The organism is Bacillus sp. FSL K6-3176, from assembly GCF_038003325.1.
GTDB lineage: Bacteria > Bacillota > Bacilli > Bacillales > Bacillaceae > Bacillus > Bacillus altitudinis.
In genome coordinates, this window is the sequence record NZ_JBBOOX010000001.1 from 2,329,882 (window position 1) to 2,343,585 (window position 13,704).

Sequence of the window (13,704 nt, forward strand, 5' to 3'; positions counted from 1 at the left end):
CTGTCACATTTATATTTTACATAATTCACGTGACATTTTCACGCCCATTTCTAAAAATGTTAATAAATAGTAATATTGTTCTATTGCATGATCTTCGGTAAGAAGATGATCAACCCAATCATAACCGAAATGGCGGCGTAAACGCAAACAGCGCCTGCTGCGGCGTCCTTCGCTCTCTCAGCAAGAGGATGCTTCTCTTCTGTGAAAAGATCTACTGTATGTTCAATCGCTGTATTCACAAGTTCTAACGCAAACATCCCGCCACATAAAAGCAGAATGATCATCCATTCAACCGGATGAATGTGAAACCAAAAGCCGCAAATCACCACGATGATGGCTGCGACTGTGTGGAATCGAAAATTCCGTTCATTCAAGAAAGTTCGCCCTATTCCTCTAAATGCATAATAAAAACTCCGAAAAAAACGGACAAGCGGCGTTCGCTTCTTACGATGATCTCGAAAGGCCATAATCATCCAAAATTTTTGTCTGTTTGGCGAACATTTCTTTTTCATCTTCTTCTGTCATATGATCATAACCAAGCAAATGAAGAAAACCATGAATCGTTAAAAATCCTAGCTCTCTCATGAAGGAATGTCCATATTCCTCTGCTTGCTCTTTCGTTCGATCAACACTAATGATAATGTCACCTAGTACCGGCGGAATGTCATCAGCACCAATGATTTCAATTTCCCCTTCGCCTTCTTCCTCAAGTGCAAATGAAATCACATCTGTTGGTGCATCTTTTCCTCGGTATTCTTTATTAATTTGATGAATTTCCTCATTCGAAACGATCGACACTGATACTTCCGCTTGATCTTTTACCTCAAGGGCATCCGCAGCAAATTGAAGAAGCTTTTCCACTTCTTCAAGCTGCTCTTTCGTTACTTGTCCTGTTTCATCTATTAAATCGATTAACAATGTCATTTACTTCACCTTCTGCTTCGGGGCATCTGGATATTCAATCCGAGAATGGAAAATCCCCTTTAATGTTGTACAAATTGTTTGGCTAATAATATTTAATTCTTTAAATGTCAGATCACATTCACTAAATTGTCCATCCTGCATCTTATCTGAAATAATGCCTTTCACAAGCTTTTCAATCCGCTCAGGGTTTGGATTATGCATCGAACGAACCGCCGCTTCCACGCTGTCAGCTACAGAAATAATGGCCGCTTCTTTCGATTGCGGTTTTGGACCAGGATAACGAAATTCTTCTTCTGTCACCTGATCATCCCGTTCTTTTGCCTTATAGTAAAAGAACTTCAGCAGGGACTTTCCGTGATGCTGTTCTGCAATGTCCACAAGTTCCTCTGGAAACTTCTTTTCTCTCAGCATTTCAGCACCATCTGTCGTATGGGCAATAATAATATTCTTGCTCAGCTGAGGAGAAAGCTTGTCGTGTGGATTATCAATGTTCATTTGGTTTTCGATAAAGTATTGTGGTCTTTTCGTTTTTCCAATGTCATGATAATAAGCTCCAACCCTTGCTAACAATCCATTTGCACCGACTGCTTCACATGCAGCATCCGCTAAATTCGCCACCATGACACTATGATGATATGTACCTGGCGTCTCTGTTAAGATCTTTTTCAGCAGCGGATGATTCGGGTTCGATAATTCAATAAGCTTCATGGTCGAAAGAATGCCAAACATGCTCTCAAAGACTGGCATTAACCCAATAACCAAAATAGCCGATGCAAACCCTGACACAATCGCCATGATGAGGTTCACACCTATTTCAAGCCCTGATGGAGAAGAATTTTGAATCAGCATAATGGACAGCACAACAAGTACATTCACCAAAGCTACCCAAAGCCCCGCCTGCAAAATTTTTGATCTCGCATTATGTTTTCTCAAAAATAAAATCCCCGCCATCCCGCTTATTAAATAATAAGCACAGATGACATAGTTAAAGACGCCTGTTACTCCTTGATTAAACATCATACTGCCGCAAAGGGCAAATACAAGGCCGGAGAAGATCGCCAGCCGCTCATTGATCAGCAGCTTAATCAGCATCGTGCCAAGTGCCACAGGCACGACGTAGCCGATGGTTGTATATTTGGTTTCCTGGAAGAGACTGAATACTTCCATGATGATTAAAATAATGGTGAAAATAAGCGAGTACAGCAGTAACGATTTATTCTTATGGACGAGCGACTTTTTCCTCGATTCCAGTGAGTGGACAATCGCCGCTAAGAAGAGACCAATTAAGATGATAAGACCGCTTACAGGCTTAAACAAATTGGAGCTGTTTAAAAGGCCGGTCAGTTCTAATTTGCGATACACTTCGCGGTCAATGAGCTCTCCTTCTTCCACTAAAATTTGCCCTTGCTTAATTTGAACCGGCTGGATATTATCAGCTGCTTCTTGTCTTTTCTTCTCTGTTGCGACCGGGTCAAATACATAGTTTGGAATAATCGCAAATTCACCAATTTCTTTCGCTGCATTTAAATATTTTGACGGAATCGAATTGTTTTCAAGCTCTGCTTTCACTTGTTTCTTTTCATCTTGCAGCTTAGAAGCTGTGATTTCTTTACTCATGAGAGAATTGACCACTGTGATGATGGAATCTTTTGTAAAAGAAAGATTTTCGTCACTTGCTTGGAGCAGCGCTTTAATCGATTGATCCGAAACAGCTTCCTGCATATCGGTTGTGAGTTTCTCTTTTACACGCTTCACCATCTCTTGATCTGTTGGCGGGTTCTCTTTGTCATCAGCTGCTGCTTTCTTCTCTTCTTTAATGGCTTCAAAGAGGGATGAAATGAGGTCAACACGATTATCAGAATACGCTTTTTTGAGTGTATATTGGTCTTCCACTTGATCCGTTGCTTCTTGTTTCTTTTCTTCTGTTGCTTCTTGGTCATCAACGGTAGACGGAGAATAGATGGTCTGTTCGCTCACTGAAAACAAATCTAGGTCGAGCGATTCAGGCTTTACATGGAAGAAGAGCACCACAAACAGGATGGCCGCTAAACCAGCGTATAGCAGTACGTTTAAATAGCGTGAGCGCTCCATTTTCTGAGGTTCTTTTTTAGACAGCAGCCTTTTGCGCTTACTGCCTTTCTGATTCTTTCTCAAGGAAAGTACCTCCTTTTTTACTTTAAACCACGATCGAAACAAAATGACCCGATTAAGGCGATCGGGTCACTCAGTTCATTTTTGCTTTTCGTATGCTCCAATGATCTTCGCCACAAGCGGGTGTCTGACCACATCTGTCTGATCTAATTCAATGAATGAGATACCCTTGATCTCAGCAAGCATGTCCTTTGCAGCTGCAAGGCCTGACTGCATACCTTTAGGCAAATCAATTTGTGTAATATCTCCTGTAATGACCATTTTAGAACCAAAGCCTAGTCTCGTCAAAAACATTTTCATTTGAGCTGGCGTTGTATTCTGCGCTTCATCTAAAATCACAAATGCATCATCAAGCGTCCGCCCTCTCATATAGGCAAGAGGGGCAATTTCAATCACTCCGCGCTCAATTAAACGTTCCGTATGATCACTACCAAGCACATCGTGCAGAGCATCATATAGCGGTCTTAAATAAGGATCGACTTTTTCTTTTAAATCTCCTGGCAAAAAGCCAAGACTTTCTCCTGCTTCAACAGCTGGCCTTGTCAGGATAATCCGTTTGACATGTCCATTTTTGAGGGCATGTACGGCGTTGACCACTGCTAAATACGTTTTACCTGTACCAGCAGGTCCAATCCCAAAGACCAGATCATCTTTTTTCATTGCCGCAGCATATTCACGCTGGCCGATCGTTTTGACTCTGATCGACTTGCCTTTGGCATTTTTCGTAATTTCATCTTCATACATATTTTCAAAATAATTGAGCTTGTCTTTTTGCGCCATTTTAATGGCATAGACGACATCCCGCTCAGAAATCTCAATTCCTTTACGAATGAGATGTAAGAGAGATGTAATCAAACGGCTCACAGTATCTCTTGATGCTTCCTGACCAGAAACATACACTTTCTCTCCACGTGTGATAATGGAGACATTCAGCTCGTTTTCCATCAGTTTCAGATAAGCATCTTGATTGCCAAATAAAGCAATGGCTTCATTTGGGCTATCCAATTTTTGTTGAATCTCAAGTAAATGTTCTGTCATTCTCTAGTCTCCCTGAACAATAGGTGTTGGTTGAACAATATCTTCTATTACTTGGTAAAGGATGATTAACTTAACTTTACCATTCCCTGTTGTCTCGTGCAAAACTTTTTCACTTTTCACCTCACCTGTTTGACCTAGCTTTTCTTCTAATTCTTTTTTACCCATTTTAATCCCTGCTTGAACCGCTTCTTTATTTGTGTATTCTCGATTTATTTTTTCACTTTCTCGTGTGATTTCCTTTTCATAGGAGAACGGCAGCTGCATATTCAAGAAATGAAGCGGGTGAACTTCTTTTTCTGTTTTCGGCTGCTGAAAATCATCTTTTTTAAAGGAAAATCCCCAAAATGGGATGGAGCCTCCAAACAAGGAGAGCTTGTGCTTTGTCTTCATTTTACCCGTAAAGACATCAAAAGATGTTCGGAGAGGGACAGAAACTTCAGATCGGTACCATGTTTCACCATATATTTTCGCTTTGGCTCCGACCGTTTTTTTCTGATCTTCACTCCCAATCAAACCAGAGACGAGCATCTGCCCTTTTTTCACATGTTCATCGACCTGGGCAAGCGGTTCCCCCTTTTCTACATACATTCTCGTGATGACCGCCTTTTTCTTGGCAACGATGTGCTGAGGACTCGTATATTTCTCCTTTTCAGGCTCATTTTTTTCGACCACTTTCATTTGAAACGTCGTTCCGTTCAATTCAACCCCGACCCATGTAATGCTCTGAATATTGGTCGTCAATGACTTTTGTATTTTTTCAGGTGTCCCCATAAGAAACTGAAAACGCCCTTTTTGTACCCCAATTTCATCTAGATGCTTTCTCATTTGATGTTCTGTTTCTGGATTCGCACCTTTAATCTCAATTTTCCACACCATATTTGAAAGAGCCAATATCGTCACTAGGAAAAAAGCCATCCCGAGGGTGAATCCAATATTTCTTCTCGACCATAGAAGAAGAAACGGGAACCCTTTCTTTTGATGAAATGAACATTTCACCTCATGATGTCTGCGCACTTTTCTAAAGGCATGTACATCTGAGAGGCGAATAAATAAGCGCACGCTGTCTTGACGGCGGCTCACTTGAAAAATTGTGATCCCCTGTCTCGTGCACTCATTGATTAGCCGCTCAATACCGCTTCCTCTTATCTCCACTTCCACTCTGCCAATAAAATAGGCAAACCATTTGTTCTTCACGTTTCTCCCCTCCGTCAGTTAAGAATCAATATAACGGACCTCATCGATTTTCCCCTCTAATAAGATCTCTTCTGGCAAAATCGTTTTAATCACAAAGTCTTTTCCTAAAATAATGCACTGTCCTTGCTTGAGCATCAGCCTTACCTCTTGATCACTGAAAAGTAAAAGCCCTTTATGGTTCTCTATGTAAATGTGGAGTCTACCAACCATCGTAATACGGGGAAGATCCATCATCACGTCCGGAGGGATTTCAAGTGTTCTTGTCAGCCATGCTTTAAGTCGATTGTTTCTTTTTCCCATTCAATAAGAACCCCTTCCCACCTCATGTGTATGAGATCAAACTGAAAGATGGTGAGACTGATGAGAAAGCCTCTATATCATCCTATTCCTTAGCGGTTCATATCATGCTAATGAATCCCGTAAAACAGCCGTTTCATCATTTTGACTAAGAAAAATCTCCATTACGCAACAAAAAAGCCCCCTTAAGAATAAGGGGACTTTCTTCTTTATCTTTTATATGGTCGTTTCATCGTTCGATGTGGCTTTTTCGCACGAGGCTCTCCAAATACTTCACCAAGGATCATCCCTTGAACGACTGTATCTTGGTTGAGTTTCTCAATCATTTTCGGCTTCATTCCAGCAGATGCTGCCTTTGGCCTTGTAAGTTCTCTTTCAAGCGATTGAAACTCTTTATTCAGCTCGCTTTTTCTTTCTTCCATTTCGGCAAGTGTAGCTGTATAACGATCCTGTAAGGACTGTGAACCTTGTTTCTTCATCCCGCCATGATCATGTACATCGCCAAAATCGTCGAGCTGGTCCGTCACGACTGGATCTGGACTTGTTTGTTTTGTTTGCTTTTGCGGCACTGGTTTACGTTGAGGAGCCGGTTTGTTTTGCTGGTTCTTTTGTTCGTTCTCCTCTTGTTTGCCGATTTTCCCAAAGACCGCAGAGATAATACCGATGATAATCGCTATTAGTAACGGATTTTCAAATAGAATGTCCAATGGGCTCCCTCCTTAAAGCGTGAGAGGATGCTTATTTGTTTTCATTATCAGATGGACCTTTTGTCATTTTGCCAAATGAATCTCTCATATCCGTATCAGCATCGATATTCTTAATGTTCATGTAGTCCATAACTCCAATATTACCTTCACGTAGTGCTTCGGCCATTGCAAGTGGTACTTCAGCCTCTGCTTCTACTACTTTCGCGCGCATTTCTTCAACTCTCGCACGCATTTCTTGTTCTTGTGCAACAGCCATCGCGCGGCGTTCTTCTGCTTTCGCCTGTGCAATGTTTTTGTCGGCTTCTGCTTGGTCTGTCTGCAGGATCGCCCCGATATTCTTACCGATATCAACATCTGCGATATCAATCGAGAGAATTTCAAATGCTGTACCTGAATCTAATCCTTTACCAAGAACCGTTTGAGAAATCATATCAGGATTTTCAAGAACCTTTTTATGATTATCTGATGAACCGATTGTAGAGACAATCCCTTCACCTACACGAGCAATGATCGTTTCTTCCCCTGCACCACCGACAAGTCTGTCAATGTTTGCACGAACTGTAATACGTGCTTTTGCTTTTACTTCAATCCCGTCCATCGCAACACCTGAGATAAATGGTGTTTCAATGACTTTAGGGTTTACACTCATTTGGACAGCTTCAAGTACGTCACGTCCTGCTAGATCGATTGCCGCACAGCGAGCAAAATTCAATTCGATATTCGCACGCTGAGCTGCGATCAGTGCGTTGACAACGCGGTCTACGTTACCACCTGCAAGATAGTGGCTTTCTAATTGGTTAATCGTCGCATCAAGACCTGCTTTATGCGCTTTGATGAGCGGGTTGACCACTCGGTTTGGAATCACTCGGCGAAGTCTCATTCCTACAAGTGTAAAAATGCTCACTCTTACGCCAGCCGCTAAGGCAGAAATCCACAGCATCACCGGTACAAAGGTGAAGAAGATCGATAGAACGATCAAACCTGCTGCGATAATCACAAATAATAGTAAAGTAGATGGATCCATTTTATTCCTCCTATAAAATCAGTATATCTATACTTTCCTCACGACAATGCGTGAGCCTTCCGCTTTCACAATTTTTACTTGTTCATCCTTATCGATAAAAGCACCTTCTGACACAACATCAATGCGCTCGTCTCCGAATACAATCGTACCAGATGGACGAAGTGCTGTTGCTGTCACTGCGATTTGTCCTACAAGATCATCTCTTGTTTCATTTGAGACATAACCACTTTCTTTATTGGTTGAATCGGTTAAAATGAACTTTTTAAAAAATTTCATACGTTTCCCCAACACCTTTGTCAATAAAATAACTGCTATGATTGAAACAGCAGTGGCAATCAAGATGGAAATCGCCATTTCTGTAAAGCTTCCAGCTGCTAAAAATAAGCTGACAACGACACAGATTAGTCCAATGACACCCACGATTCCCCCTGGCAAAAATAATTCCAGAATGATCAACACAATCCCTGCCAAAAACAGGAACAATGTCTCATATCCTGCAAAACCTGCCACGAGATGACCATAAAAGAATAGAAGAAGCGCTGTGACTCCCATGGTACCTGGGACCCCAAAGCCGGGAGAATATAATTCAACAATTAACCCTAAGCTCGCGATGGATAAAAGGATAGGAATGACGATCGGATGCGTGAGAAAACGCGCAACCTTTTCAGCAAAGCTCACTTCATCGTATTGAACAGAAGCATCTGCTAAGTTCAGCTTCTGAAGCAAGTCATCCATATTTTTCGCTTCTCCTTCTGCATAACCGAACTGAAGCGCCCGATCTGTGTTAAAGGTCAGCAATTCTCCTTTTGGTGCACCAGCTTCTTTTGCGTCTATATCTACATCTGCCATCGCAAGAGCATATTTTGGATCACGCCCCTGCTTTTCAGCAGCGTCACTCATTTCAGCAAGCCATAGAGATTCAGATTTTTGATCGGCAGCGTTGCCTTCACCGTCAATGATCGCCGCAGCCCCCATCTTTCCGTTTGGGGTCATATAAATTTGATCGGCATTTAGGGCGATGAATGCCCCGGCTGAAAGCGCTCTATGATTCACAAACGCTGTCACTGGGATATCGGATGCACGAATGGTATCGGCTATTTCAAGCGCCGCATCGACTGCACCACCTGGTGTATTGATGTCGAGAATGATGTGCTTAGCCCGTTCCGACTTTGCCTGCTCAAATGATCGTTCAATGAATTTAGAAAGTCCTTTTTCTACTGTATCTTCAATTGGGATAACATGAACTTTCTGATCTGCTGATTTCGCGGTCAATTGAACCCCTAATAACAAGCATATTATAAAACAACTGAAGAGAGCAATAGAAATTTTCATTTTTTTCATCTATTTGGTGATCCCCCCTCTCTTTCTTTCATTTTACCGTTCCTTTACATACGTTACAAATGTATCATAGGTTTCATTTTTATATGACAGGTTTATGAAGACATAAAAAAAGTACCCTTCTAACATGAGAAGGATACTTTTTTATTGAGACAGTTGCTCGCTGACAAGTCTGTTAATCACAGCACCATCAGCTTTACCTTTTACTTTTGGCATAATAGCGCTCATCACTTTACCCATATCAGCTTTCGATGAAGCACCGGTTTCGGCGATTGTTTCTTTCACAACCGCCTGCAGTTCTTCTTCAGAAAGCTGTTCAGGTAAATAAACGTCTAAAATGTCAATCTCTTTTTGAACTTTATCTACTAAATCTAAGCGATTAGCTTTCGAAAATTCATGGAGGGAGTCTTTACGTTGCTTAATCTCGCGGGAAAGGACGGTTAGTTCCTCATCTCCGGTCAAACTGTCTTTCTTAAGCTTTATTGCTTCATTTTGCAGTGAAGCCTTTACCATACGAATGACAATAAGCTTGTCTTTCTCTCGGTTTTTCATAAAAAGCTTCATATCAGAATTTAATTGCTCAAGAAGACTCATAAAATCCACCCTCTTTAGAATTTACGTTTTCTAGCAGCTTCAGACTTTTTCTTACGCTTTACGCTAGGCTTTTCATAAAATTCACGCTTTCTTGCTTCTTGCAATGTTCCAGTTTTGGATACACTGCGTTTAAAGCGACGAAGAGCATCTTCAAGCGATTCGTTTTTTCTAACGACCGTTTTTGACATTCTCTTTCCCTCCCTCCGAATACACCAATCGACTGCATTAAAAAAAGATATACATGCAAAACATGTACCTAGACATTATAATATAAGCCTAGGTTGAGGTCAACTAAGTGATTTGGAAATATATTTTCGTCATGAGCAGGTAGACAAGTCCATATATTCATTGGTAAGAGGAGGACTTTTCTATGATGGCGATCATTTATTTTTGTGCACTTATTTTCATTTTTTTATGGGCAATGGGTTTGCTTAGGAAAGGATTAATGGCGCTCACGTCGTCTCGTATTGAGAAATCACTTCTTCTCTTTACAGATCATCCAGTCAAAGCATTCTTGGTCAGTATTGTGTTTACAGGGGTTCTTCAAAGCAGTTCGGCGTTTATGGTCATCGTTATCGGCTTTGTGAGTACAGGCATTCTCACGTTTAAAAAATCCATACCCATGATTCTTGGAACGAATATCGGCTCAACATTTACGACAGAATTTATTGCCATTAAGATGGACGTGTTTATGTGGGTTCTGATTGCAGCTGGTCTTTTATGTATCATTTTGGGCAGGAAGTCTTTTCGATATGCAGGAAAAAGTTTATTTGGGCTTGGCATGATCTTTTTTTGCATTCAAGGTTTTTCAAAAATTGCAGGGATGATGACCAGTCAGCCAGAGACACTGCATTTCCTTGAAATGATGCAGCACTCCGATTGGACAGCTCTTCTCTCTGGTACAGTGCTCACGGCGATTGTTCATTCAAGCTCCGTATGTATCGGTATTTTGATGGGATTTATGAATGAAGGGACTGTCGCTCTAAAAGAAGGCATCAGCTTTGTTTTAGGGTCCAATATCGGGACATGTATTACTGCCGTGATGGCTGCTATCTCTGGCGGTTATGCAGCACGCCAAACCGCGTATGCACACGTTGTGTTTAATGTTCTAGGTGTTCTTTTATGTTTTCCTTTTCTCGCCTTTATCACAGAGTTTGTTGCGCTTCTCGCAAGCTCTCCTGCCCAGCAGATTGCGCACTTTAGTCTGCTGTTTAATGTGGCAAGTTCTCTCCTCTTTTTCCCGTTCATCCGCCCTTTTCACGCCTTGATTTTGTTCCTTCTTCCGAATCGGTCAACATAAAAGAAACCGGCTTGCCTAATGGCTGCCGGTTTTTCATCTCTATTATGAGGTCATTCTCACTTGATCCGTCTGCACGTCATCACTTATACGGACAAATTGTCCTTCGTTATAAGGATAGCCTGCTTTTGTAATCTTCACTTTCACCAAACGGCCGATCATGTCCTCTGTTCCTTCAAATACGACCTTCATGTAGTTATCAGTATATCCTACATACAGATTGTGCGTTCCGTCTTGTTCTTTGAACGATTCTTCTGGAATAATCTCTAAGACTTCGCCTTCATATGCCGATGCATATTCTTTCGCAAGCTGATCAGAAAGAGCAATGAGGCGGTGAACGCGTTCGTTTTTCACATTCTCATCTACTTGATCTTCCATTCTTGCAGCAGGCGTACCTGTCCGTTTGCTGTAAGGAAACACATGGAGCTCAGAGAATTGATGGTCTTTGACAAAATTGTATGTTTCCATAAATTCTTCTTCTGTTTCTCCTGGGAATCCAACGATCACATCTGAAGTGACAGCAAGACCTGGCAATGCTTTTTTGAGCTTCGTTAAACGCTCTGCAAAGAATTCCATTGTGTATTTACGGCGCATTCTTTTCAGTACAGTATTAGAGCCAGATTGAAGCGGAATGTGCAAGTGTCTCACAATTTTATCTGACTGATCGAGCACTTCAATCACTTCGTCTGTAATTTGACTTGCTTCAATGGATGAAATGCGGATTCGTTTTAATCCCGCCACACGTTCATCTAATTCTTTCAGAAGCTTAGCAAAGTTATAATCCTTTAAATCTTCACCGTATCCACCTGTATGAATACCTGTTAATACAATTTCTTTGTAGCCAGCATCGACAAGCTGCTGCGCTTGATTGATGACTTCTTCTGGATCGCGAGAACGCAGTAATCCGCGAGCCCAAGGGATAATGCAGAATGTACAGAAATTGTTACAGCCTTCTTGGATTTTTAATGAAGCACGTGTTCTGTCTGTAAACGCAGGAACATCTAGTTCTTCAAAGACCCGTGCTTTCATGATATTGCCAACTCCGTTGATCGGCTGTCTTTCTCTTCTGTATTCTTCAATATAACCAAGCAGTTTATGTCTGTCTTGTGTGCCAACCACAATATCAACACCAGGAATCGCCATGATTTCTGCCGGAGACGTTTGTGCGTAACAGCCTGTTACACAAATGACACCATCCGGATTATGACGAATGGCTCTTCTAATGACTTGGCGGCTTTTTTTATCGCCTGTATTGGTGACGGTACATGTATTAATGACATATACGTCTGCTTTTGATTCATAATCTTTTCTTTCATAGCCAGCTTCTTTAAACAGCTGCCAGATGGCTTCTGTTTCGTAGTGATTGACCTTACAGCCAAGTGTATGGAACGCTACTGTTCCCATCATGATTCACCTCTTAATAACTCTGTTTGATAAGATATAGCAGAAAGCGCATAAAGAGGAGCTGTTTCTGTTCTTAAAATGCGTGGTCCAAGCCCGCAAATGACTGCACCATGCGCTTCAAGTTCTTCAATCTCCTTTTCTGCTAAACCGCCTTCTGGACCAAAAACCACTAATAAGGTTTGTCCGCCCTTCATCTGTTGGAGCACCGTTTGAAACCGGCTTTGCTCGCCTTCTTTCGATGATTCTTCGTATGCAACGACACATTTATCGAATTCACCGGCCAGTTGAATCAGCTCTTTAAATGTTGATACTGGATGAACGCGCGGAATGATATTCCGGTAAGACTGCTCGGCAGCTTCTTTCGCAATTTTTTCCCAGCGATCTCGTTTTTTCAATGACTTTTTTTGGTCAAGTTTTGTAATCGAACGAGTCGCTTGAAACGGAATAAAAGCACTTGCGCCAAGCTCGGTGCCTTTTTGGATAATCCATTCAAGCTTATCCCCTTTTGGCAGACCGCTTGCAATCGTCACCTTGATCGGAAGTTCTCGATTCTGATTCGTCCAGCCTTCCAAGTGACAAATCACTTCTTCCTTTGTTATTGTATCAATTTTACTGAGCGCTTCAAAGCCGTCTGTCGTTAAGCAAAGGATGTCTTCTCCTGCTTTCATCCGCATGACGTTTGCAAGGTGATGAACATCTTCACCCTTTATGACGATGTGTCCCTTTTCCGTCACTTCTTCTTTTGTGAGGTCGATAAAATATCGTTGCATACGTGTCCTGACACCTACTCGCTTTATTTTTTCGCTATAATGCTGACCCAATCTTCCATTGACAGCACTTCAACAATCTCAAAACCGGCTTCTTCTAAAGCCGTTTTGACTTGTAATTTCTTTTGTCCGATAATGCCTGATGTAATAAAGTAACCGTCTTTCTTCAATAGATCATACGCTTGATCTGTAAAGCGCATGATGACCTCTGCAAGGATATTGGCCACAATCACATCGCGTTCACCTGAAATCCCATCAAGTAAATTATTTTGTTTTACCGTTACTTGCTCGCTCACACCATTTAATTCGATGTTCTGCTTTGCACTTTCCACTGCAACGGTGTCGAGATCAAATGCATGAATGTCTTTTGCACCGAGCATTGCAGCAGCAACACTTAAAATGCCAGATCCTGTTCCAACGTCAATCACCGTGTCGTTTTCCTTCACATAGCGCTCAAGCGCCTGAATGCAAAGAACCGTTGTTGGATGTGTACCGGTTCCAAATGCCATTCCAGGGTCCATTTCGATGATCAATTCATCAGAATGAACAGGTGTGTACTCTTCCCATGTTGGGACGATGGTAAATTTCTCAGAGATTTTCACAGGATGATAGTATTTCTTCCATGCAGTCGCCCATTCTTCTTCGTTTACTTCACAAATTGACAGTGTATTTCGTCCAAGGTCAATATCATATAGAAGAAGATTGTTGATGGCTTCTTTGATCTCATCTACCGTTTCCATCAAAAAGCTATTCATCGGAAGGTAGGCTTTGACGATAACCCCTTCCTCAGGATAATCATTCGGATCGAGCTGGTAGATCTCACCGTATACATTTTCACGTTCCTTGACTAAATCAAGCGGGTCCTCAATCACGACACCACTTGCACCTGCTTCATGCAAAATATTGGTGATCGGTTCCACCGCTTCATTTGTTGTATGGACGCTAATTTCTGACCACTTCAATACTACC

The 13,704-nt window shown here is 41.7% G+C and carries 15 protein-coding genes; 1 reads left to right on the forward strand and 14 read right to left on the reverse strand.

The window, feature by feature from the left end:
- Nucleotides 1-80: 80 nt before the first annotated feature.
- From MHB38_RS12110 to rpsU, 11 genes are all read right to left on the reverse strand, one after another.
- Nucleotides 81-467 (reverse strand): diacylglycerol kinase family protein, encoded by a 387-nt coding sequence (locus MHB38_RS12110; protein ID WP_076822228.1) that lies wholly within the window; start codon nucleotides 465-467, stop codon nucleotides 81-83.
- Complete coding sequence (gene ybeY, locus MHB38_RS12115; RefSeq protein ID WP_017358013.1) at nucleotides 445-924, reverse strand: rRNA maturation RNase YbeY; 480 nt, start codon at nucleotides 922-924, stop codon at nucleotides 445-447. The genes MHB38_RS12110 and ybeY overlap by 23 nt, the downstream gene beginning before the upstream one ends.
- A complete protein-coding gene (locus tag MHB38_RS12120) occupies nucleotides 925-3,039 on the reverse strand; it encodes an HD family phosphohydrolase (protein WP_370648338.1) in 2,115 nt (704 codons plus the stop codon). It lies immediately after the preceding gene.
- A gap of 114 nt (nucleotides 3,040-3,153) precedes the next feature.
- Nucleotides 3,154-4,113: a PhoH family protein gene (locus MHB38_RS12125; RefSeq protein ID WP_008342419.1), complete on the reverse strand. Its 960-nt coding sequence runs from the start codon at nucleotides 4,111-4,113 to the stop codon at nucleotides 3,154-3,156.
- A gap of 3 nt (nucleotides 4,114-4,116) precedes the next feature.
- A complete protein-coding gene (gene yqfD / locus MHB38_RS12130; RefSeq protein ID WP_041506935.1) occupies nucleotides 4,117-5,307 on the reverse strand; it encodes a sporulation protein YqfD in 1,191 nt (396 codons plus the stop codon).
- A gap of 18 nt (nucleotides 5,308-5,325) precedes the next feature.
- A complete protein-coding gene (yqfC, locus tag MHB38_RS12135; protein ID WP_076822232.1) occupies nucleotides 5,326-5,607 on the reverse strand; it encodes a sporulation protein YqfC in 282 nt (93 codons plus the stop codon).
- A 206-nt stretch (nucleotides 5,608-5,813) separates the two neighbouring features.
- Complete coding sequence (locus MHB38_RS12140; RefSeq protein ID WP_024718815.1) at nucleotides 5,814-6,311, reverse strand: hypothetical protein; 498 nt, start codon at nucleotides 6,309-6,311, stop codon at nucleotides 5,814-5,816.
- A gap of 31 nt (nucleotides 6,312-6,342) precedes the next feature.
- Entirely contained in the window at nucleotides 6,343-7,335 is a 993-nt protein-coding gene (gene floA, locus MHB38_RS12145; RefSeq protein ID WP_007501317.1) for a flotillin-like protein FloA, read from the reverse strand.
- Between the two features lie 27 nt (nucleotides 7,336-7,362).
- The gene (locus MHB38_RS12150) at nucleotides 7,363-8,676 is read right to left on the reverse strand and encodes an NfeD family protein (RefSeq protein ID WP_007501318.1); all 1,314 of its coding nucleotides are present in this window, start codon (nucleotides 8,674-8,676) and stop codon (nucleotides 7,363-7,365) included.
- A 141-nt stretch (nucleotides 8,677-8,817) separates the two neighbouring features.
- Nucleotides 8,818-9,267, reverse strand: a complete 450-nt coding sequence (locus MHB38_RS12155) for a GatB/YqeY domain-containing protein (RefSeq protein ID WP_007501319.1) — start codon at nucleotides 9,265-9,267, stop codon at nucleotides 8,818-8,820.
- A 14-nt stretch (nucleotides 9,268-9,281) separates the two neighbouring features.
- Nucleotides 9,282-9,455 carry a 30S ribosomal protein S21 gene (rpsU, locus tag MHB38_RS12160; RefSeq protein WP_003152957.1) on the reverse strand — a complete coding sequence of 58 codons (174 nt, stop codon included), beginning with the start codon at nucleotides 9,453-9,455 and terminating at the stop codon, nucleotides 9,282-9,284.
- Between the two features lie 182 nt (nucleotides 9,456-9,637).
- On the opposite strand from rpsU, the gene MHB38_RS12165 reads away from it, so the two are divergent.
- On the forward strand, nucleotides 9,638-10,567 hold the full coding sequence (locus MHB38_RS12165; protein WP_076822234.1) for a Na/Pi symporter: 930 nt from the start codon (nucleotides 9,638-9,640) through the stop codon (nucleotides 10,565-10,567).
- Nucleotides 10,568-10,609: 42 nt separating this feature from the next.
- Here the strand turns inward: MHB38_RS12165 and mtaB are convergent, their stop codons facing one another.
- The 3 genes from mtaB to prmA are packed head-to-tail and all read right to left on the reverse strand — an operon-like array spanning nucleotide 10,610 to nucleotide 13,697.
- Nucleotides 10,610-11,968, reverse strand: coding sequence for a tRNA (N(6)-L-threonylcarbamoyladenosine(37)-C(2))-methylthiotransferase MtaB (gene mtaB / locus MHB38_RS12170; RefSeq protein WP_017358020.1), 1,359 nt, complete (start codon nucleotides 11,966-11,968; stop codon nucleotides 10,610-10,612).
- Nucleotides 11,968-12,738, reverse strand: coding sequence for a 16S rRNA (uracil(1498)-N(3))-methyltransferase (locus MHB38_RS12175; protein WP_046344016.1), 771 nt, complete (start codon nucleotides 12,736-12,738; stop codon nucleotides 11,968-11,970). The genes mtaB and MHB38_RS12175 overlap by 1 nt, the downstream gene beginning before the upstream one ends.
- Nucleotides 12,739-12,761: 23 nt before the next feature.
- Nucleotides 12,762-13,697, reverse strand: a complete 936-nt coding sequence (gene prmA, locus MHB38_RS12180) for a 50S ribosomal protein L11 methyltransferase (protein ID WP_017358022.1) — start codon at nucleotides 13,695-13,697, stop codon at nucleotides 12,762-12,764.
- Nucleotides 13,698-13,704 lie beyond the last annotated feature (7 nt).